Consider the following 21952-nt stretch of genomic DNA (forward strand, 5'->3'; position numbering starts at 1 on the left):
ATGCGATTAGATTCCAAAGTTTAAACCAAAGGAAATGGTACGGATTGTTGGATAATTGTACAAAGAGGACGAATAAGGATCACGGTGTTTAAATGGAGCGACAATTGTCCATAAATTATTGCCAGCTAGCATGAGCTTGAGCGATCGTACATTGATTCGATCGGTAAAGGTTTTGGGCACGCTCCAGTTGAAGACCATATTGTTGATGCGTATGGTGGTACCGTCTTTGGCCCAAAAGGTAGAGTTCCATTTTCTCATCATTGCAGCATCATCATATCGAGGGAATTTCCCGTTCGGATTTTCCAATGACCAATGGTCTTCCCAGAAATCGGGCACATTAACGGTCTCTGTAGGCGCTGTCATGGCCTGCGACTCGTAGAAAGCTTTGCCGCCGAATACAGCTCTAAAATTGGTGTTTAACGAGAACGATTTATAAGCCAATCCGACCGTGATTCCTGTTGAAAAAACCGGCGAGGTGTTATCAAACATGGTTGTTAGATCCTTTTCGGTGATTTTGCCGTCCCCGTTGGTGTCTTCATAGACGGTCCAGCCGACCTGTGGCACCTTGCCATCGATGGTATAGTTGGGATTCTTGGCGAGGAAATTATCGACATCTTGTTGCGTACGCAACATATCGACATAGATCAGGCCATAATTGCTACTATTGTATTTACGGGAATCCGTTCCCATTTCCACTTTCCAGTCGGGATAGGAGAAGTCATAGAGTTGGAATTTGTTAAAGTACATTTGGGTCGTATAGCTTGCCGAATAGCCAAAGTTCATGTTGGTAGAAAGTTTTAGCCCATTGGAAAAGGTATTTTGGTAACCCAGGGAAAATTCGGTACCCCAGCCTTTTCGCTTCTGATAATTGACCACCGGGGCCTTAAATCCGGCATACATCGGAAAATTTTCGTCGTTGCCTTTGTCAAATACATCGTACGAATCGCGGAAATAATATTCAAATCCAAAGCTGAGCTTATTGTCAAACCAGCGCGATTCTACCCCAAAGTTAAAGGTACGGTGTTTCTCCCAGGAGATGTCTGGGTTGGCAATAATGGTGGGGTTGAGTGAAGCAACAGGAGTCTCGCCGTACAGGTAGCCCGTATTGACCAGGTCGACACTAAAGCGATCTTGCCAAAGGCGCGCTGAAACGCGGTCTTCCCCGACGAGTCCATAGTTGGCCCGGAGTTTTAGGTAGCTGATATAATTGAGGTCTTTGAAGAAATTTTCATCACTGACGACCCAGCCTGTTGCCACTGTTGGGAATACCCCCCAGATATTGCCTTTCGCAAAATTGGAAGAAGCATCGACGCGGGTAATAACTTCCAGGAGATACTTTTTCTTATAATCATAGTTTAAGCGGCTGAAGAAGGAACGTTTTACCGATTCCATGATGCTGCGTCCACCATTGGTAAACGAAGACTGATCAAATGCCCAGTATTCATCGAGGTTCAGCAACTGTTGGTTGGTCCAATAGACAGCTAAGTTTTCAGAATTAGAAGCTGACTGCTCGGCTCCGGCCATCACGTCAAGATTATGCTGACCAAAGGTATTACTGTATTGTAATACGATGTTTCCCTGATAGCTACTTCCTTTACCTAATGAAGGAGATATCTTGGTATTACTTGCTGACATACTGGTAAAACTGGCAACTTCATTGGTATAGAGCTTATTATTATTGCCCCAACGTACAAAGTCATAGACATTGTATGCCGGTTTGTACTCCTGTGCGCTGGAGGAGGTGCCCGAATGCGAGATTTGTAGTCGGGCATTAAATCCTTTTAACGCTTTTGGTGCATAGTTGAGGGAAGCATTGATGCTATAGTTTGCGTTATTTTGTTTTTGATAATAACCCGAATTAATAATCGCCAGGGGATTGGTGCCGCTATTGGCGCTGATATTTGAAAAGTTGACCGGCATACCATCGATTTGAATAGGTATCCACTGCGGTGTTGTGATCAGGGTCTGGTAGAAATTTTGATCACGATCGTCCGATAGGCTATTTTGGCTGTTGGTCTTTGTATTGTTGACATTAAAAGCAACGTCAGCTTTCAGACCTTCTATGATTTCGGTGTTGAAGCCAGATCGAAAAGAATACTTCTGTTGGTTCATGCCAGCATAGTTTCCATCTTCTTTTTGGTAGCTTCCTCCGGCAAAGAAGGTGATTTTTTCACTTCCGCCTGAGATGGAAAGGTTATGACGTTCCATCTTGGAAGATTTCCAGAGTTCATCATACCAGCTTTTATAGGGATTGGTTTTCAGGTAAGCGAGGTCTTCATCAGAAAAGAAAAGATTGGGTTGTGCATTATTGAGGGCAAAGGTTTCGTTCAACAATTTGGCATGTTGATAAGCCGAAAGCATTTTAGGCTTTACGGTGGCGTCCGAGATACCGAGGTAGCCGTTGTAACTCAGCTGTGTCTTTCCGATCTGTCCTCTTTTGGTGGTCACCAAGATAACCCCTTTTGCACCTGACGCACCATAGATAGCTGCGGAGGCATCTTTTAGGATCGAAATATTTTCTACCATGGAAGCGTCAAGGTTCTCAAAGACATCAGATGACGAAATAATACCGTCAATGACATAAAGAGGTTCGTTGGTGACCCCCTGCAACTTGGCCTGGTCAGAGGCAAAAGCATTACGGACATTGAGGGTGACCGCAGCGCCGGGCCTGCCCGAAGATTCACTTACACCCAATCCGGCTACGCGATCACGTAAGGCCGCAGCAATGTTGGCCGCAGGGATATCTTGGATTTCTTTAGGGTCAACAGAGGCTACGGCGCCCAGGACTTCACGTCGTTTTTTTGTGCCGTATCCGACAACAACAACCTCATCGATGCTCGTGTTGGATTCGAGGCGGATGGTGATACTTGTCTTACCCGTCATGTCTATTTCCTGTACCTTGTAGCCAACATAGCTCACAATGATAACGGGATTGTCTTCAGGGAGATTGATATGGAACACCCCATCTTCTCCCGTCTTAACACCCGCTTTACTGCCTTTGATCAGGATGGTGGCACCGTGGACAGGCTTGCCATCCTGATCAAGTACGCGGCCTGTGACACCGGCAAATTTTGTGGACAGTAAAAGAGGAGCATTCGTTGCGGGCAAAGCAAAAACAGGCACAGGCGATAGCACAAGCAGCGGGTAAAGAAGCCTGATACTCCGCTTTCGCAAAGATTTTGTAAAAAATTGATAATTCATAAATTAACTTGTTTATAATAGGTTTTAAAAAGCCGTATGACGGCAGATTAATTGGTTACTGTACAAACCCTAACATAAGCGCATCATCCACTTTTTTAGAGCGGATGATATGATTTCAAGAATTGTTATGTAACAGGTTTGTTAGGTAATAATAGGGATAAGCTTTTAATCAACTGTCCTGAACTGTTGGCCGGAGGAGGCAAAAAGCTGAGGAGAAATCGATAAGTCCCTTAATTGATAGGGTAGGTATGATGGTAAAATGCTATTCAGTGCTAGATTCAATTTTGGTACAATTGCTCATACAGTTGAATGACCTTTTTTTGAAGATGGATAATTTCGTCCTCACGTTGCAGTATTTTTTCCGAAATTACTTTTACCTCATCAGTAGGTTCTTTAATCTCTTCTGTTTCAGAATAATATAATAGCTGAACGATTGTCAAATTGAATACCTTTGCGATTTGGTTTAATCGCGAGAGATTAAGATCTGTAACACCGGTTTCAATTTTAGAAAATGCAGGAATTGATATTTCTAATCGCTTGGCAACATCACCTTGACGCCAACCATTTTGATGTCTCAGTAATCTAATTGCTTTTCCTAGTTTGTCCATTGAAAAATTAATTTAAGGTTAAGATACGCGAAATTATCATTGACTGTCCTTCGTTATCAAAATTCTTCAGTCGTTCTTTGCTGAGCCATCATTGAATTGAATAGTGTCCTTAAAACAAATGGCTAATTAATTTAGTTCTTTTTGTTGTATTTGTGTGGAGAACCGAAAACTTAATAATTAGGACTATATTGAAATATATTGGTAAATACGTTGACCCCAATACTGACTTTTGCTGGAAGCTTTATTTCGGGGAGAGGAAAATAAAATTCTCTTGATTGAATTCCTCAATAGCTTATTTGAAGGTGAGAAGATAATTTCTATTTATAGCAGTAATGAGCTGACTCGTGAAGATTATCCGACTACCGTACAGGTTTATCCTGATGGTCGTTTTGAGGCGAGCTTCTTGGCTACGAATCCGAAAACTAGTTACATTATTTTTAAAAATGACCAATTTAAATTTTATATCGAACCGGGGCAAACGCCATTTTTAACAGCATGACAGATAAGTACCATGGTAAAGTCGTTGTTGTCGATTTTTGGGCACAGTGGTGGGGTCCCTGCCGCTCCGGTATTGAGGCATCGCAAGGGAAGCGCTTAAAACTCAAAGACAATCCGAATTTGGTGTTTGTTTTTGTTCCAGATAGCGAGGGTACTCCAGATATGGATTTTTATAAAGATTATATCGTTAAAAATAGCATGTTTGAATCCTATCGGGTTTCTGCCGATGAATATAGTACTGATGGATCCTGATGGTAGAATTAGAAATGATGATTTCCAACTGCATAATTTGACAATTGAACTTCCAAAAAATTATCCACAGCTGTTTACGTATCAATTGATGTAGGGGATCAATTAATGATTTAAAGATATTTGTTATTGCAACTGTATTGCTTTTGAGTTTGGTTTAGTATATTTGCAACTATATTGCAATAATAAATACTATACCAAATGATCAGACCAATAAAAATTATCCTAGCATTTATGCTCGTATCCGAGCTTTTTGTATCCTGTAAAAAAGAGGGTGAGACAAGCGAGGTGGTTTCACCAAAAGCAGAAAACGTAGAAATTGGCTATGCCAATAATAAGCAAGCAATCCGAGGGCGGGATTTTCATTTTAATGCAGATATTCTGGCCGGAGATAAAATCGAGTCTGTTCAAGTCAAAATTTTGCCAAAGGCTGGGCAGACAAATTCATCGCCATGGAAAATGGAAATTGCTTGGGAAGAGTTTAAAGGATTAAAAAATGCCAATGTGCACAAGCATTTTACCATTCCAGTGGAAGCGCCTGAGAGTAAATTTGATTTTTTCTTTATTGTAAATGATGTTAATGGATCAAAGCTTGAGTTAAAGGAAGATTTTCAGATCTTCGATGCGGCTAATATGCCTGTTGATCCGATTGTGGACCGTGATATTTTCTCACGAAACGATGATATGGTATACTATATGAATACCTATGTAGAGGATCCACTGCTTTTCAAAAAAGGAGATAAGTTTACAGCACGTGCGCAGATCAAGCAGATCCAAGGGGATGGTATTTTATATACAGCATTGATCAGACGAACGCTGAATCATTTTCCTGAAACGGTTGATAAACTTGACTTGACGAAGGCTATAATTATATCTAAAGTGGAGCATAAAGACCTGGGGCCAGCATCAAAAGTCAATACCTATAAGTTGGTCAATGGTACGATAAGCGGTGATGATATTTTAATCGGTGCCGAGAAAGATGGTTTGGGCGGTCAGATTTCTGGCGAGAGGCAATGGCAGTCTGGTCAATACAATCTTGTTATATTATATAAAAATACCACTTTTAATATGAGTACCTTTAAGTCGATTCCCATTACTATTTCGTATTAGAAGATATTTGCCTAGTTAAATATATCAAAGCCTTCCCAATTAAGGGAAGGCTTTTACTTTCTTAATAATTGCCAGATACGGATTGTGAATTACATGTTTCACTTTAAGGAATTGCGACTGATGTTATTGTTAATTATATCATTGTCCGTTGATAGGGAGTTTGCTGATGTAAATGATCGCTGTATCGGTAGAAGTTGGATAAGTACGCTCATTGCCTTTAATTGTCCACTCAAAACGTGTTCCTTCAGCACCAATGTAAAGTCGGTTTTTCTTGTCATGGTAAATATAATTCAGTTGTCGACGGAAAGGAAAATCGAGCGTCTGTTCGCCTTTATCAGTAACTCTTACTAGTTTATCTGGCTGCATTAACGGGCGTCCATATTCTTTGTCAATGATTTCATTTGGCTGTGGGCTGATTTTGTAGGATTCAGTTTCACTGATCTTTGTTTCTTTTCGATTGACCCGTACTTTATCATAGACTTCATAGCCATATTTGCCTTTTCCGCTCCAATTTTTGCCCATGTCCAACGAGAATAAAATCGGACTTGTCGAATGGTCCTGGAAATTACTTAAAGCCATCAGTTCTCCCTGATACATACTGAAGCTTGGTATGCCAAATCCCGCATCGTTGACCATTTGCCATGAAGCTCCTTTATTGGTAGTCATATAAATCTTATACATGGTGGCTACAACCAAGGTATCGTCAATATTACCGTAAATAGCTGATGTTCCTCTGAGCTGTCCCGGGATACTCAATTTCGTCCAGGCAGCATCTTTCGTTTCAATATCGATATGATCTTTCGGCTCAGTAGGGTCGTCCTTCTGGCAAGAATAAAAAAACAGGCAGATGGAGCAGACAAAAAGCAGTGGTCGTAGAGTTATTTTAAATTGCATATTTTTTGCTATTTGAGTAAACAAGCTGTGTGATTTTTAAGTTTCATATAATTTTAAAGATAGTTATAATAACTTAAAGTTATTATATGCAAGGTTATTTATTTTATTACCCACTGCTAATACGCAATATAACTGTCCTTTTGAGAATAGTGTGTAATTAAAACGTAGAGATAGGCAAGCGGGAAGAAGCAATTGTCATTGCATTGGAGTTTAAGAAGATGGGTTTACCTAGTGCAATTTTTGGCAGATGAAAACAATGGTTATCGACCTGTGGTATATAGCCAGGAGTTTATGGGAACATCTTTGCGTTACAATTTTAACAGTTACAAGATCCTCGATAAGGAAGAGTTGGTTTTGCTAGCAAATGAGAATCCATTTTCAGTGATTGTCCTTACTGCTCTTTTGGCCATCAAGAACAAGAAAATAAGTGATGAAGGTCTGAAAGCTATTAAGCACGACCTTTATGACGAGATGCTAAATCGAGATATGGATAAGGATACCCTGCAGGGATTATATGATTTCCTTACTTAATGAGGAAGTTTTGAGTATATTTCCTCAGTAGATTAGTTCTGAATGGCAGAGGAGAGATCGATAAATTGCTTTTTATAGGCAATTTATCTAAGTTTGAAAAAGAAATAAAAACAAAAATAGGAAGGAGCGATACTATGGGTACTCAAAAATATTTATTAGATAAGGCTGAAAAAAAAAGGAATTCAGAAAGGCATTGAAAAAGGTAAGCGTGAAGAAGCTATTGCCATTGCACTAGAGTTTAAGAAAATGGGTTTACCTCATACCGATATTGCAAAAGGAACAGGACTTTCTATTGAGGAGATCGAAAAGCTGTAATCAAATACTTTTAAAGTTTATAGATGCTTATTTTGAGCCATTTCCGGAAGGGAGTGGTTTTTTTATTTTAAGAAGGATCCAATATATTACTTAACCCGATTTAGTTTAATATTGATTTCAAATTTAGCTTTCCAAGTTGCCATAATTTAAACATCAATTTGATTCTTTATGACTTTGTAAATTAAATCAGGATCTAGATCACATAGATCTGCCATCTTAAATATATGGGCAAAAGTAAATTTCTGTGGATTATTTAATTTATCTAAGTATGAATTATATTGAAGACCTAAGGCTTTCGCCATCTTTGTCGGACCTTGCTTTTCCAATAACTTCATAGATTTGATAATCTTTGACTCAAATAATGACTTTATTGCAAGAAAATCAGGATCAGTGCTGTTGGATTTAGTCGATGCATTCATTTATTGAATATTAATTTACTAAATGTTGCTTTTTGCGGACGAAATGTGTTTAATAATTTATTATTCGTAAATAATAATTTTGTTTTTTTAAATTTTGATATTTATCTTTGATCTAGTATTCAAGATTAAAAGGTATTAAACTAAAGAGTCTCGACAGCAAATTCCGACAATTTGATTTAGAACGAGACGATAGGATAATGCCTATGATAGCTTTATTTGTACATTTGTACAGCTATAGCGTCATGGGCCCTATCGTAAACCGTTTCTAAAAGGCGTCGGAACCTTGCTGTACGGTGATAGGGCCTGCTATAGCCCTTTCCCCCGAATAAGACTCACAATTATAAACGTGAGCATGAACCTTAAAAAACAAACAACAAAAAATCTTATTACAGCTCCCGAGTAGCTCGGTAGCTTCGTCAAATATGATTTGACCCTACACTGCTATGGATTGCATCACGCCAATATATAACCTTTGTGATAACCATTCAAATGCGATCTAGCTCCTTAATTAATTTATTGTTTACCTGACCTAAGCAAGCTCAGGTCCCGCAAAAAAAACTGATTTCGGTCGGATAGGGAGAGCTATGTGCTAAGGTCACAGCCAAAAACTAAACACATGAAAGCCATTTATGAAGATCTTCTGCATCTCGACAGGCCATTCTACGAGATTCATGAAGACAGTTACGATCCATTGAAATGTATCGAAAGCTTTTGGGATAATTACTCGCTAGTCTCAATACGCGAGTACCTCTATGCATTGGACCTCAAATGCAAAACCCTCAGCGAAGCTACCGAATGCAAATTAGAGGCTCTACAGCAAACGCTGTTTTTGGCCGATATTCTGCGTGCTCTGATGGCGTATTTCCTAACACATAGCCGCCATATAGATACAACCCAATTAAAACTGTCAACTCTGGAAGCCAATATGAAGGAACTCCAGCTGACCAAAAAAATCAACGATTTTTTTCAATCCATTAACCAATCAAAATCTTAAGATGATGAAATCAATATTATACAATTTGTACAAGGTCTTTAAGAGCAAACGAGCACGAGCGATACTGCTGTGTTTGGTTTCTATGTTTAGTTTATCTGCCCAAACGCCCCGCAAGGACAGCGGGGCGGATGGGCTTCCTCCTATAACTCCAATTGGGGTAGATTATTATGTCCCCGAAGATTTCTGGAATCAGCAGTTGGAAGTTTATAGCAACGGTAAGACCGCCGTAGTATCCATGGCGCAGTTCAGAGGCAAGCCATTGATCCTTGATTTTTGGAGTACCTCATGTGCCTCCTGCATCTCCAAATTCCCAAAACTCCATGTTTTGCAATTGAAGTTTCAGCGCGATTTTAATGTGTTACTGGTCAACAGCGAAGAGAATGATCAGATTCATCGTATGCGAAATGATTTTCTCCGTGATAATATACTCCCGACAGTATATGGCGATCGGTATTTGAATGCCTTATTTCCGCATAGAGGCGTGCCCTATTATGTTTGGATTACACCAATCGGCCGGATATCAGCTATCACAAGCGCGGAGTTTGTAGACGAACAAAAAGTTAAGGCTTTTATTGATTATAGTCTGAAATATGAGATGCCTAATTAGTCTGCTGGTCATACTTTGCTATAGCCTAACAGTATCTGCCCAGGGTAGATATAGTGGTAAGGTGATGGATCAACATGGTAAACCCATTGCCAATGTTAATATTAGATTGGAGAAAACAAGGCAGAGTTTTAAGACTGATCAAAATGGAGCATTTGTGATACCCAATGTACCTAGGCATTTGGACGTTGCGGTGTCGATGCTGGGCTTTGAAACGCAGCGCTTATTATGGAACGATTATGCCGATAAGCTTGAGGTAGTCCTGGAAAAAAAAGAACAGGTATTGGATGTTGTAGAAGTTAACACGGGGTATCAGTCTTTCGCTAGGGAGCGATCTACAGCAAGCTTTTCACAGATCGATAGTTCAAAACTAACAACACGGATATCCAACAATATTCTGCAGAAATTGGAATATTTAGCTCCTGGGCTGCAGTTTGACAATCGAACGGGTAAATCGGTTATTAATATTCGTGGTATTAACACGTTCTCCGACAACCTGATGCAACCACTGATTATTGTTGATAATTTTCCTTATTCGGGAGATATTGCCAATATCAATCCCAATGATGTGGAGTCTGTAACCCTACTAAAAGATGCCTCAGCTGCGTCTATCTGGGGTGCGCGTGCAGGAAATGGCGTAATTGTGATTAATCTGAAAAAGAATAGCAAAGGGTACAATAAAATGGAGTTTACCCACAATCTGACTCTCGGCGAAAAACAGGATCTGTTTTACCTGCGGAATATTTCTTCAACGGATTTTATCGATGTCGAGCGTATGTTGTTTGACAAAGGCTTTTACAAGGCATCATTGAATAGTGTCAATAGCAGACTTCTTGTATTCTCGCCGGTGGTGCAGCTGCTCTATCAACAGTCCAAGGGGTTGATCTCCATGGAAGAGGCAGACCGGCAGATCAACTCATTCAGACACCACGATTATAGGAGGGAGGTAATGGACAACCTATACCGCAATCCGATACGGCAGCAGTACCATCTATCTAATGATCTGGCTAGGGATAAATTTACGAATCGTTTTGCCCTTGGATATGATCGCAATAGCGAACAGCAGCAGGCGAGTAATAGCCAGCGACTGACATTGCAGACTTCTAATCGATACGATTTTTCGGATCAGCTAGAGTTGCAGGTGGGCATGGCTTGGTCCAACCAAAAGTCGACTTCAAGCCCTACATTTCCTTCTTTTCCGATCAATCCGTTAGGAGGTAAGGCTGCGCTATATCCTTATGCACAACTGAAAAGTGATGATGGAAGCTCGCTGGCTATCCCGTACAATTATAACCTCTCTTTTGTGCAGAATATCCCTGACCCGCAGTTAGTCGACTGGACGTATAAGCCTCTGGAAGACTATAAGGAAAGCCAGTCAAATAGTAATACAAAGGATATTGTACTAAATGCAACATTGACCTACAAACCGTTTCCGTTTTTGAGTCTTAGTGGTTTGTATAATTATGAGAACCAGTCTGTCGATACAGAAAAGCGAAATGGTGTGAACTCTTTTTACACGCGTGATCTAATTAATCGGTTCAGTCAGGTGGAAAACGGGGTCATTAAACGGATTGTACCATTGGGAGATATTATGCAGAATAATACCAGCCGGATGCTTTCACATAAGGCTCGTTTTCAGGCGAGCTCGGATTTCAGCTTACAGGAGGATTGGAAGTTTAACCTATTTGCCGGTGCAGAAATTAGTCACGCAAGTACGGATACCAGATTGAATACAGCCTATGGTTACGATGAAAATACAATGACCAGCATCAACGTTGATCCCATTAACACTTATCCCATCTATAGTAATCTTTCTGGAAATTCACGCATCCCATTTTATAATGGATTTGGACGGACCAGTAATCGCTTTGTATCCTTATTTGGAAATGCTGCGGTGACCTATAAAAATAGGTATATCGCCAATTTTTCTGCTCGCCGTGATGCATCGAATTTATTTGGCGTAAAAACCAATGATAGGTGGAACCCGCTCTGGTCTGCAGGTCTCGCTTGGGTCGTGACAAATGAAAAATTTATGGATAAGCTGAACTGGATAGATCTGTTGAAATTTAGAACTACGGTCGGCATTCGGGTAACTTAGGCGGGGTATCAACTACACTGCCGATCATCTATTATGACAACCCGAGAAATGATCTGGAGACAGAGCGAAAGGCCAGTGTGGGTGAGCTTCCAAATCCCAATCTAAAATGGGAGGATGTACGGATGAATAATTTTGCCGTAGATTTTGCTTTTCTAAATGGTAGATTGTCGGGGAGTTTTGACTATTACCTAAAAAAGTCTACTGATCTATTGGCGACAGAGAAAATTGACCCGACATTGGGGCTCTATAATATGCGACGTAATGTTGGAGAATTAAAGGGAAGGGGATTCGATCTCAATATCGGCTATCGACAGGCATTGAATAAATCACTGAAAGTCGGTGTAGAGGCGTTGTTTGCTTACAGCACGGATAAGGTGACAAAATATACAGGTACGGTATCCAACGCATTGTTTTATGCTTCTGCTGGTGGAAGGGCATTAATGCCCTATGAGGGAAGAGGTCTCTATCCTGTCTTTTCATATCCATTTAAAGGGCTTGATCCCAATACGGGAGATCCGCTGGGCTGGTATCGCGGTGAAGTCAGCAAGGATTATTCGGGCATGCTGTATGACTCTGTACAGAATCTGAGCTATCATGGTAGAGGCCTGCCAACGTATCAGGGAGGCTTGAGGCCCAGTATCCAATGGAAGGGATTCCAGGCTTCATTCAATCTAGTGTATAAATTTGGTTACTTCTTCCAAAAGGAGACAATCAATTACGCTGCGCTCTTCAAATCTTGGAAAGGAAATGCAGACTTTGCGGATAGATGGCAGCAGCCTGGCGACGAGGCCAGGACTTCGGTACCTTCAATGATTTATCCAGCTAATGCCAACAGGGATGATTTTTATGCCAATTCGTCGATGAATGTGCTAAAAGGTGACCATATACGGATCTCGGATATTCGCCTGGGTTATTCGTTTGCTGCCAAGACAGCACAGAAGCTGATAGCAATAGCTGTGAATGGCTATGTGAACAATGTTGGGATTATCTGGAGGAAAAACAAATATGGGCTTGATCCGGATAGTTATGGTATTCCCGCTATACGTACTTATGGTTTAAATATCAACGTAAAATATTAAATAATGAAAAACTGTATTTTATTAATTATAGGCTCCACATTCTTCACCTTAGTGTCCTGTAAGAAGTATCTTGATCTAAAACCGGATGCATCAATTGCAGTATCGGAAACGATGGAGGATATCCGGGGCTTGCTAAATGATGTCAGTAATCTGAATGTTTTCGCATCTTCGTTATTGGAGAATGGCACCGATGACTATTACCTCGATGATAATACCCTTAGAAATATGAGTGAAACCGATCAGGGAATGTACCTATGGAAGAAGAACTATCCTGCAATTGATCTATCAGGAGATTGGTACAACGGCTATCGGGCAGTGATGACGGTAAATGTAGCTTTAGAGGCGCTCGATCGTATAAAAACGGGTGCAGAATCAGAGAAGAAGACAATGCGGGGCGAAGCGCTGTTTACTAGGGCACTTGTTCATTACTGTGAAGCACAGGTATACACGGAAATCGGTCAGGTGGGTGCAGATGCAAAACCGGGAATACCAATTCGCCTCACCTCAGATTACAGCGTAGTCTCACAACGTGGTACGGTTGCTGAAAATGTTTCCGCCATATTAAAGGATCTCAACGAAGCACTAGATCTTCTCCCCGAAACCGCTGTATCAAAAGTAAAACCGACAAAAGCTGCTGCTTATGTGCTTTTGTCCCGCATTTATCTATCGTTCAATCAATATGAGCTGGCTGAAAAATACGCTGATGAAGCGCTAAAACTTTATCGTAAAGTAACGGATCTCAATACCCTGGATTTAGAAAGCATGAGTCCCTTTCCGATCAACCATGATGAAATAATTTATGCTGTTTATGGCGTGACAGGAAATCTGCTTTTACAGAACAGTGCCAATGTAAATCGCGAACTGTATGAACAATATGCCGATAATGATCTTCGTAAAAGTGCTTATTTCTATGACAAAGGAAATGGACACATTGGCTTGAAAGGGAACTATCCCGGTACATTTTCAACTTTATTCTTTGGACTGACAACGGACGAAGTGCTGTTGATCTCAGCAGAATGTGCTGCACGAAGAGGGAATCTGAATAAAGCAGCTGAACAACTAAATAACGTGTTAACCAATAAATGGAGGACTGGAAGCTATAGTCCAATTGCGTTTTCTGATAAAGAGGCGGCTATTGGACAAATCTTAAACGAACGGCGTAAGGAATTGATTTTTCGTGGGCTGAGGTGGAGCGATATAAAACGTTTAAATCGTGAGCAGGGACGGGAAATTGTTCTGCAAAGAAGGGACGACGCTGGAAATATCATCGCAGAACTACCGCCCAATGATAGCCGTTGTTACTACCTAATACCTGATGAAGTGATCAGGCAGACCGGTATGCAGCAAAATATACGTTAGTAGATAAGGGGAACCCCACTGGAGTATCCCCTTGTTAATCTTAGCAGGAAGTAGCCTAAAATGAACGTAGACTTTTCACGGTATTGTTAATAGTAGGTGTAGGATTCGATACTGAGTTCTGAATATCTGCTCCTACTGTTGACGATCCCACGGCTGCACTCATATCCGGGTGCCCGGGATTTGAAAGGTCTTCTGGCGCTGAAATACGACAGATTGTCTGCGGGGTCCCCCCACAAGAAGTCGATCCGGCTGGAGAATAATTGTCGGCATCAAGAGCCTGAGATAGATTGTTGGACGTACCTTCGTACTTCCATTCAACAAAATCCGCTTTCCGCTCTACTTTCACCTCTTCCTTGTTGGTGAAACTTTGGGCTCCGTATGCGAGCCCTAATCCTAATACTGCTAATGTGCCGGCACGTAGCCAGCTGTTTCTTTTTGTTGCCATGGCAAAAAATTTAGTTTATAAAATGTTTATTAAAGCCAGCACTTTCGCTAGCTCCTTATACAAAGTTGCATGCAAAATAAGTCTGATATAGGCCTGTACCATAGGAGCTATTTTTGAGCATATTTGCCCGTGAGCAGAAAATACTGAGCCTGCTGCACCGTGTGCCGCGATATCCCCAGTAGATCAGCCTGCTCCACCTGTGTGGTAGCAGCTTTAATTTCGGGCAACAACCGGGTAAAGTTAAGGTAGCGCTCAAAGGGAGAATAGCCCAATGTGGCCTGCCTTAACAAAACCAGTTGCCTCTTCTTTTTATTGCCCAATACGTCAATCAAAGTATCGATGGATTTTTCCTGTTCCTGAAACTGCCGAAGTACCGGGTGTGGGATCGCAATAATAATTCCCGAACGGAGTGCCACAATATGCCCGCTGTGTAGATGATGTGTATAGAGGTGATTAGTCGTCATTAAGGCCATGTTCGGAATAGCCAGGCTCATAATCTTGCGCTTGCCGGTTTCAGTATTTTCTTCAACCCGCGCCAGGAGGCCTTTCGCGACAAAATAGGTCATCTCCGAATGACGGTCAGCTGGACTGAGTTGCTCGCCCCGTTTGACGATCTTGACTTTGAGGTTGTCCTTTACCCACTGATAGTGAAAATGATCTATTGTGTGATATTTCCCCCAAAAATCACATAATAGGTTGAATCCCGCCTTGGTGTTATGCTTAATTGACATAATAAAGTTTTTTCGGTTTATCTGGCTAACTGACAGTAATATATGTTGCTTTAACAAAACTACGACGATTGAAAATCATTGACGAAACTACCCCTATAAAGCCTTTTGCCTCTAGAAAAACCTCTTTTGCCTCCCAAATTATCGACAAAATGGAAAGTTTAGGAACCAAATGGTAGATGAAGGCGATGTCCTTTGGCTCTCCAATTATTAGTTGAATTTTTACTTCCGATCGATCCACAGTCTTCAGTGCCTGAAGCCGTAAAGCTGTTGCGAGAACAGCCTATGGTTTTATTTTTTACGAGAAACAACGTGGAAATAAAAACACTATTGGCCCAATTTGGTCTATACAATCCGCAACCTCTGAGCATCACCGACCTGATGTTAGGTATTGATGAAGAGGACGATGGAGGAAAATGCAATATCGTTTTCCCTTAAGAACATGTTAATAATTGAGTATGCTGTGCCTTATTCCTTAAGGTATGGCATATTCCCAATTTTAAACCTAACGTATTTTTTATATGCAATTTACTTGGAAAGCCGCCATGAACGGGTACAACGAAAAGGACTGGCGGGACTTCGTTTTTTTCTCGGCCAATGTGCAGCATCTTTTGGGTATCCATCAGCTCGATATCCAGCAAAATCTACACCGTGCGGCGATCAATTTCTCAAGGCTACAGGCAGAAACGGACGCCACTAAATTTCAGTTCGAGGGCAAAACCTATTGGATTTCTCCAGAACGCGCTCAATTTATCTTAAGTTTTCATTTTGGCTACTATCGGGCTGTTCCTGCCTTTCTGGTTCAGCGCGGCTATAAACTTTGTATTCCTGTGGCTAAAGAGGTTATGTTGCAGCAGTCACAGCATTACGCAGCTTTGCTCGGTGATCGTTGGCAAAAACAAGTTGTATTTCTAGATGCTGAGGATCCTTATCTTTTCTTTAAGTTACGGCAGCAGATGGATCTTGGCTATCACATATTCTGTTACCTAGATGGTGGCGTGAGTGCTGCAAAAGATTTCCATGCGCAAAAATTAAGCGAAATCCCTTTTCTAAATGGCAGCATTAAGATAAAGCATGGGATTCTAAGTATGGCTTTTTTACTTCAAAAAAATATAACAGTTTTAATTGCCAAAATAGCGGCAGAAAATGAGCCCATTGTTATTTGTGAATTGAGTCATTGGTTTGAAAACTGGTTTCCGAGCGCCAGGCAGTTTACGGACTATTTTAGCCGCATTATTTATGAGGATTTTGAGGAAATTTTATTAGAATATCCGGAGGCCTGGGAGGCCTGGCTTTACCTACACAAAATCATGTCACCAAGCTCGGATGTAGCAACCTGGCCGGCAACTAATCGTATAATTTCATTTAGCATGAAAGAGAAACAGCTGCTGCTTGATAAATTTACTTACCTGAGTTATCTCTTGCCTGGAACTATTTTTTGAAAAACTGATCTAGATACTTGTTTAAACATGATGTTGTAATTATCTTTAGGTTATCAATATAAACCAATAATATGAATAGGTTCTTTAAAGGAAAGTGGTTGTTGCACTGCTACTTCTGGATAGGATATAGTTTTTATTTTTTTGCGGTAAATGCACTGGGCAATTCCAGACTGAATTTGGGAGCTTCCTTCATCACCGTATTTTATTGTGCCGTCATCTTCTATGCGGTATATCTGATCTTGAAGTATGTTTACGATCGGGGGCACATACTGGGAACTATAGTGTTGATGATAGGCTTTTATTTACTCTCCGCCCTGATTGTGTACTATGAATTGTATGGTAGATTTGGACTGGAGATAATAAATAATAGGTATGTCATCACTAAACACGCTTTTAGTTGGGCGAAGTATATCCAGACCTTTCTCGTCATGCATAGTAATTATACGGTGATGGCGGTGGGCTATTATTACTATAAGAGTAAGCTTCGTGAATCAAATGATAAGCTTGAAGCTGTAAACGCACGTCTCGCCGCAGAATCAACGATGAAATCTTTTCAATATACGACCTTATCTGCACAGGTGCATCCGCATATGATGGCGAATATTTTTAGCAATTTAAAAAATAAGGTAGACCCCTATGATGTTGAGTTGGGTATGCAGCTTTCGGAAATTTATCGCTTAATGAAATTCTATATGGAGGCTCATCACGTGGAGGGGGCAACCCATATTTTATTAGCGGATGAAGTGACAGCACTAGAGCAGTACCTGTCCATACAGGAGAAAGTCGAACCAAACCCTTTTTACATAAAACTTTCCTGCTCGGGTAACCTGATGCGATTTAGTATTGCACCTACACTATTGCAGACGCTCGCTGGTAACTTATTCAAGCATGCGGACTTGTGGGATAAAGATCACCCGGCCAAAATCGACATTCTTGTCGGTAATACCGGTTATCGGATTACGGTTCAAAATAAAAAACGAAGTGGCCCTCAGATGATGCCAAGTCACGATGTTGGACTTCGGAATGTACGAACACGCATGGAATACCTCTTTGGAACGGACTTTTCGATGGAAGAAAATCAGGACGATGAGCATTATGAACTCACGTTATGTGTGCAGCGCTACAAATAATTAAGGGAACAAAAAAATGACGGAAAATATGAATAGAATATGGATAGGAATCATCATCGATGACCAAAAGCTGCATATAGACCATCTGCTTGAGATGGTCGAAGAGATTGGCTATGTACAGATTGCCAAAACATTTAATGATCCGCAGGATGCCAAAATTTTTCTGCGTGCCAACAAAGTGGATTTTATGATCCTTGATGTCGAATTAGGGAAGACCAACGCTTTTGATTTTTTAAGAACCTTGCCGAGCTCAAATCTAAAAACAATTCTCTATACAGTACATCGCCAGTACGAGGATCCGGGATATGATTTCGGTGTCGTTGATGTGCTGCTCAAAGACGTGTCTAAGAGTCGTTTCTATGCCGCATTGCGCCGGGTGGATGAAGCGCTCGCTAAATTGATCCCACTCTCTGATCACGATTCACTGGAAAATTATACCTATTATTTTATGATCAAAGGGCCGGTGCGTTATCAGCGTACGGAGGTTCGTATGAAAGAACTCGTGTATGTCGAAAGTACCAATGGCCAGGTTAAATTTCACATGATCGGGGGTAAAACACTCAGCTGCAGCAGTACCATGCGGGAAGTATTGGGGCGATTGCCGGTCAGATGGTTTAAGCAATGCCATCAGAGCATTGTAATTAATATCAATTTTTTTTACAGCTATGGGGTCGGCGGTGTCTTGATGACTGAAGGGACGAAAAAAACACTTCCTGTAGGTGATAAGAAACTGTATGTAGACTTCTTTAGCTTCATTAACTCCAATACGCTTGGTGGATAAGCGTATTTGTCATTATAAACAATTAAAAATATGAGAAAAGATTCGTTTAACAATATAGGCCGTAAGACAGATGCTCATCTCTTGCAGGCTTTATATATACTCTTTACAGAAATACAAGTATTAAAAAGAGCAATACAGGATAGCTTTCAGACAGCGGATACCACTGTCGAACTTCGTGATGCAGCATTTGTCAAAGACACCGTAGGCGTATCGGACCGTACGTTGCTGCGGTATCAAAACTTAGGCCTTATTCAGGTGTACCAGCGCGATAAAGGGGGCAAAAAGTATTTTAAGCTTGACGACGTGCTCCGGCTCAAACGTTATTTAAATAGCTGATGTTAAATTACAGCGAAGTTCTTAGTCATCTGGCCGGGCTTCGCTTCTGCTCATGCGCTCGTTCACCTTTGCCATAGGCTTTGTTCATCCCTGTGATGCCCTTTTTTCGCCAATATTCCTAGCTAACTCCTAGTCGAGACCTTGTGTTTACCTATCGAACTAGGTCTTAACTAGGTTAATCATAGGTATGCAATAGGTTAGTCTCAAAGGCAGGTCATAAGCAGTCCTATAGAAGATTATTATAGAGGTTGAATCATGTTTATTGGCGGTCGTCGGACAATCGATAGGAAACCTTCGGACAAGCGTCGGACAATCTGTTTTTGTTTGCATTTTTCTGTTTATGAATGCCTTATGTTTGTTCTGTCAAGCAAAAATACCGGTATAAAAATCTTGACGATTTATTTTTTAATCTTTAAAATTTTTAAAAATGGGAACAATTGTAAACGGAGCCAATGGTGGCTTCAGTGGCAAGGCCGGTTCAGTGATCGGAGCCAGTTGGAAGAGTATCAACTACATCAGAGGGCTCGCTAAAAAGAGCAACAAGCCCTATACAGAAGCTCAGCTGATCGTGCAGGCACGATTTAAGACGCTGATGCGTTTTCTGCTGCCAGTCAATAACTTTCTAAAAATCGGTTTTGGCCAGAAAAAAGCAGACCGTCTCACACCGCTCAATTATGCTTTTCAGCTAAATCAGGAGCTGGCCATTCAGGGTGTCTATCCTGATCTGAGCTTGGACTATAGCAAGATCAGAATTGCCGATGGGATTTACGGTGGTGGCGGAACGGTAGAAGCTGGTTTTGATGCGGATGCCATTACAGTGGTTTGGTCGACGGGCAATAACGATGTCTACGAAACAAAAGGAGACGATCTCTTTTATGTAATCTGTTACCATCCGGCAAAGGATGAATTCATGACTTCGCCAACTTTGCCGAAAAGGCAAGATGGAGTGATCACATTTGGAGTGCCTGAGCATCTGTTGGGTGATGCTGTGCATATCTGGTATTTTATGTCCGACCGGACAAAGACCAAAATCAGCAGAAGCAGTTATCTCGGTGAAATAATGCTTGCCTAGGCTGGAATAATCGCCAGGGGTAACTGTGCCCCTGGCAGATTTTGGAAAGGAAAAATGTAGGTTATAATAAATACAGTTTCAGATGAAAAAAAGAAAAATAAACAAGACGATAGGCATGCTGCTGACGCAGCAGAAGTTTTATCTGGCGAGCCAGTACCTAAAGCCACTTGCATCGGTCATTAAGGACGGCTTTGCACAATGTGTGCGTCGGGAAAAAGGGAAGTATTTGTCTGCTCGCAACCTGGCAATGGCGCATGCGATCAAATATGCGGTCAAAGGCGAATACCCGGAGCTATATGTTGATCCTGCTTTCATTCTGCTCTCCGATGGCTCCGTACAGGGGATTAGTGTAGAAGCTATTACGCTGGAAAATGATGCATTGTGGCTGCATTTTGATGGTGGTGAGATTACGCCCTTGAACCACGATGACGAGCTGCTGTTGGTGGCTTATGATCCAATTGCCGGCGTTGCTATCCGCAATGAGGCCCTGGTTACGCGCTCGAGTTCAGGCTTAAGACTCGAACTACCTAATTATATGCAAAATGTCAGGCTTGATGTCTTTGTCCTGGTGCGCGATCGGAATCGAAACCGCTATTCGCGCAGTCAATATGTAGGCAGTGTATAACTATTTTTTATCATTAATTATATCAATATGAACAGTATAGAAATGAAAGGGCCATGGTATGGTCTAACACAAAAATTGCCGATCGAGCCCAAGTACCTGCTCGGTATGGCGAGTATATTATCGGTCATTATTTTCCTATTTGTTGGGAGTATCTTACAATTTTTCGACCCGGCATCAGCTGCGCTTGATCTGGGGGTATTGTCCCTGCTCTATTTTGGGCTGATGGCCGGACTGGTCTTTATCTGTTGCTGCACCTGGCTGCTGGAATACCTCTGGAGACCCTTCAAATATTATAGACAGGATATTTATTATCATTTTAATCAATTAAACTCATGGCAACAATCCATTCTTTATTTCTCGGTTTTCTTTCTATTGCTCTTTGCATTTCTGCTGCTACTGGAAATGCTGTTTTAGACGGAAGGTGTAACAATAGTTATGCTCGTGTGCGTAACACTGATCTGCTTAGGCAGCAGATTCATGAAATTGCAGCGAATGAAATTGGGGTAAGGGAGACCGGGGGCGATAATAAGGGGCCAGAGATTTCCATGTACCTTGCCTATGTCGGCCTCGGTGATGGCTACGAATGGTGTGCAGCATTTGCCAGCTGGTGTTATGGTCAGGCTGGTCTATCAACACCGCGCAATGCCTGGAGTCCAGCGCTCTTTCCAAAAGCGCGCTGCTATACCAAAGTGCAGTTCTTGAAAGGAGATGTGCGGCAAGCCGATTTGTTCGCGATCTATAGCAGCCAATTGAAACGGATCCATCATGTAGGGCTAGTCAAAGCAATTGATGGCCCGATGTTGATCTCGGTAGAAGGAAATAGCTACGACCGGGTGGAATCACGGCGGCGGCCCCTTACAACCATTTATGCCATTGCTAACTGGATCGATTGAGGAGGGCACGGTCATGAATAAATATCTAATTTCGGTCGGTGGAAACCTCCTGTTTTTCCTCTTCATCATCAGTACTGCTGTAGTCATCAGTTGTAGCGTTTTCCGGGGAAAGCAGCAGCTGGAAGAGAAATCCACGTGGCGTTATAGTCAATATGAGCATCGCGATCTGGCCTATCATCAGAAACAGCAGGATAGTTTATTTTCCTATTGGTATTTTAGTACGGATAGTCCATTATGGTTTCATCCAGATAGCGGATTATGGGCTAAGGAGGGGAAACTTGTCGCCCACCATTCTAATATAAAGCATGCCGAAGAGAATTTGCAGCTTCAGCAGGCCAATAGAAAGGAGGCAAGCGCTTCGGATTTGATTGTGAAGCGAGAAAATAAAGTCGTGTCAACTGAGATCTTTGCTATAGGGGTCGTTATGTTAGCTGGTTTAGGCTATTGGATCTGGTGGCGGCGGAGAAAGTAGGTTATGATTTAAGGTTCAAAACTGAGTTCACCTTAAAAAATGTATGTTATTAAGGTGTGTCGTAGCTAA

The 21952-nt window shown here is 41.5% G+C and carries 25 protein-coding genes; 19 read left to right on the forward strand and 6 right to left on the reverse strand.

Annotated features, from left to right (window positions below):
• Positions 1 to 6 precede the first annotated feature (6 nt).
• On the reverse strand, positions 7 to 3201 hold the full coding sequence (locus tag BV902_RS02385) for a SusC/RagA family TonB-linked outer membrane protein (protein WP_083663438.1): 3195 nt from the start codon (positions 3199 to 3201) through the stop codon (positions 7 to 9).
• Positions 3202 to 3479: 278 nt separating this feature from the next.
• A complete protein-coding gene (locus BV902_RS02390; RefSeq protein ID WP_075990618.1) occupies positions 3480 to 3809 on the reverse strand; it encodes a helix-turn-helix domain-containing protein in 330 nt (109 codons plus the stop codon).
• Positions 3810 to 4038: 229 nt separating this feature from the next.
• On the opposite strand from BV902_RS02390, the gene BV902_RS02395 reads away from it, so the two are divergent.
• The 3 genes from BV902_RS02395 to BV902_RS02405 all read left to right on the forward strand — a co-directional run bounded on the left by BV902_RS02395 (position 4039) and on the right by BV902_RS02405 (position 5666).
• Positions 4039 to 4308 (forward strand): hypothetical protein, encoded by a 270-nt coding sequence (locus tag BV902_RS02395; protein ID WP_075990619.1) that lies wholly within the window; start codon positions 4039 to 4041, stop codon positions 4306 to 4308.
• Complete coding sequence (locus tag BV902_RS02400) at positions 4305 to 4559, forward strand: TlpA family protein disulfide reductase (protein ID WP_075990620.1); 255 nt, start codon at positions 4305 to 4307, stop codon at positions 4557 to 4559. Before BV902_RS02395 ends, BV902_RS02400 begins: the two co-directional genes overlap by 4 nt.
• Before the next feature lie 198 nt (positions 4560 to 4757).
• A complete protein-coding gene (locus BV902_RS02405; RefSeq protein WP_083663439.1) occupies positions 4758 to 5666 on the forward strand; it encodes a DUF4625 domain-containing protein in 909 nt (302 codons plus the stop codon).
• A 138-nt stretch (positions 5667 to 5804) separates the two neighbouring features.
• On the opposite strand, the gene BV902_RS02410 is transcribed toward BV902_RS02405, so the two are convergent.
• A complete protein-coding gene (locus BV902_RS02410) occupies positions 5805 to 6560 on the reverse strand; it encodes a hypothetical protein (protein ID WP_075990621.1) in 756 nt (251 codons plus the stop codon).
• A 240-nt stretch (positions 6561 to 6800) separates the two neighbouring features.
• Between BV902_RS02410 and BV902_RS02415 the strand changes: the two genes are divergently transcribed.
• Positions 6801 to 7091, forward strand: coding sequence for a hypothetical protein (locus BV902_RS02415; RefSeq protein WP_172840629.1), 291 nt, complete (start codon positions 6801 to 6803; stop codon positions 7089 to 7091).
• 461 nt (positions 7092 to 7552) lie between these two features.
• Here the strand turns inward: BV902_RS02415 and BV902_RS02420 are convergent, their stop codons facing one another.
• Complete coding sequence (locus BV902_RS02420; protein WP_075990623.1) at positions 7553 to 7825, reverse strand: hypothetical protein; 273 nt, start codon at positions 7823 to 7825, stop codon at positions 7553 to 7555.
• Between the two features lie 616 nt (positions 7826 to 8441).
• Between BV902_RS02420 and BV902_RS02425 the strand changes: the two genes are divergently transcribed.
• The 5 genes from BV902_RS02425 to BV902_RS02445 all read left to right on the forward strand — a co-directional run bounded on the left by BV902_RS02425 (position 8442) and on the right by BV902_RS02445 (position 13959).
• Positions 8442 to 8819 (forward strand): hypothetical protein, encoded by a 378-nt coding sequence (locus BV902_RS02425; protein ID WP_075990624.1) that lies wholly within the window; start codon positions 8442 to 8444, stop codon positions 8817 to 8819.
• Between the two features lies 1 nt (position 8820).
• Positions 8821 to 9426: a TlpA family protein disulfide reductase gene (locus tag BV902_RS02430; RefSeq protein WP_075990625.1), complete on the forward strand. Its 606-nt coding sequence runs from the start codon at positions 8821 to 8823 to the stop codon at positions 9424 to 9426.
• Entirely contained in the window at positions 9410 to 11521 is a 2112-nt protein-coding gene (locus tag BV902_RS02435) for a TonB-dependent receptor plug domain-containing protein (protein WP_083663440.1), read from the forward strand. Before BV902_RS02430 ends, BV902_RS02435 begins: the two co-directional genes overlap by 17 nt.
• Before the next feature lie 122 nt (positions 11522 to 11643).
• The gene (locus BV902_RS02440) at positions 11644 to 12600 is read left to right on the forward strand and encodes a hypothetical protein (protein ID WP_172840630.1); all 957 of its coding nucleotides are present in this window, start codon (positions 11644 to 11646) and stop codon (positions 12598 to 12600) included.
• A 3-nt stretch (positions 12601 to 12603) separates the two neighbouring features.
• Entirely contained in the window at positions 12604 to 13959 is a 1356-nt protein-coding gene (locus tag BV902_RS02445; protein ID WP_083663442.1) for a RagB/SusD family nutrient uptake outer membrane protein, read from the forward strand.
• A 55-nt stretch (positions 13960 to 14014) separates the two neighbouring features.
• Here BV902_RS02445 and BV902_RS02450 read toward each other — a convergent pair whose 3' ends face one another.
• Positions 14015 to 14404, reverse strand: coding sequence for a hypothetical protein (locus BV902_RS02450; protein WP_075990629.1), 390 nt, complete (start codon positions 14402 to 14404; stop codon positions 14015 to 14017).
• Positions 14405 to 14511: 107 nt separating this feature from the next.
• Positions 14512 to 15135 carry a Crp/Fnr family transcriptional regulator gene (locus BV902_RS02455; RefSeq protein ID WP_075990630.1) on the reverse strand — a complete coding sequence of 208 codons (624 nt, stop codon included), beginning with the start codon at positions 15133 to 15135 and terminating at the stop codon, positions 14512 to 14514.
• 192 nt (positions 15136 to 15327) lie between these two features.
• Between BV902_RS02455 and BV902_RS02465 the strand changes: the two genes are divergently transcribed.
• The 10 genes from BV902_RS02465 (at position 15328) to BV902_RS02510 (ending at position 21883) form a co-directional block, all read left to right on the forward strand.
• Complete coding sequence (locus tag BV902_RS02465) at positions 15328 to 15570, forward strand: hypothetical protein (protein ID WP_157625858.1); 243 nt, start codon at positions 15328 to 15330, stop codon at positions 15568 to 15570.
• Positions 15571 to 15653: 83 nt separating this feature from the next.
• A complete protein-coding gene (locus tag BV902_RS02470; RefSeq protein WP_075990633.1) occupies positions 15654 to 16574 on the forward strand; it encodes a hypothetical protein in 921 nt (306 codons plus the stop codon).
• A 71-nt stretch (positions 16575 to 16645) separates the two neighbouring features.
• Complete coding sequence (locus BV902_RS02475) at positions 16646 to 17704, forward strand: histidine kinase (RefSeq protein WP_075990634.1); 1059 nt, start codon at positions 16646 to 16648, stop codon at positions 17702 to 17704.
• Between the two features lie 28 nt (positions 17705 to 17732).
• Positions 17733 to 18485 (forward strand): LytR/AlgR family response regulator transcription factor, encoded by a 753-nt coding sequence (locus BV902_RS02480; protein WP_172840631.1) that lies wholly within the window; start codon positions 17733 to 17735, stop codon positions 18483 to 18485.
• Positions 18486 to 18515: 30 nt separating this feature from the next.
• Positions 18516 to 18821 (forward strand): hypothetical protein, encoded by a 306-nt coding sequence (locus BV902_RS02485; RefSeq protein ID WP_075990636.1) that lies wholly within the window; start codon positions 18516 to 18518, stop codon positions 18819 to 18821.
• A gap of 427 nt (positions 18822 to 19248) precedes the next feature.
• Positions 19249 to 19893: a DUF6266 family protein gene (locus BV902_RS02490; protein ID WP_075990637.1), complete on the forward strand. Its 645-nt coding sequence runs from the start codon at positions 19249 to 19251 to the stop codon at positions 19891 to 19893.
• Between the two features lie 82 nt (positions 19894 to 19975).
• On the forward strand, positions 19976 to 20518 hold the full coding sequence (locus tag BV902_RS02495) for a DUF6266 family protein (protein WP_075990638.1): 543 nt from the start codon (positions 19976 to 19978) through the stop codon (positions 20516 to 20518).
• Between the two features lie 27 nt (positions 20519 to 20545).
• On the forward strand, positions 20546 to 20932 hold the full coding sequence (locus BV902_RS27205; RefSeq protein WP_075990639.1) for a hypothetical protein: 387 nt from the start codon (positions 20546 to 20548) through the stop codon (positions 20930 to 20932).
• The gene (locus BV902_RS02505; protein WP_083663443.1) at positions 20851 to 21411 is read left to right on the forward strand and encodes a CHAP domain-containing protein; all 561 of its coding nucleotides are present in this window, start codon (positions 20851 to 20853) and stop codon (positions 21409 to 21411) included. The genes BV902_RS27205 and BV902_RS02505 overlap by 82 nt, the downstream gene beginning before the upstream one ends.
• 13 nt (positions 21412 to 21424) lie before the next feature.
• Positions 21425 to 21883, forward strand: a complete 459-nt coding sequence (locus BV902_RS02510; RefSeq protein ID WP_075990640.1) for a hypothetical protein — start codon at positions 21425 to 21427, stop codon at positions 21881 to 21883.
• Positions 21884 to 21952 lie beyond the last annotated feature (69 nt).

This window comes from Sphingobacterium sp. B29, assembly GCF_001952815.1.
GTDB classification, from domain to species: Bacteria; Bacteroidota; Bacteroidia; order Sphingobacteriales; family Sphingobacteriaceae; genus Sphingobacterium; species Sphingobacterium siyangense.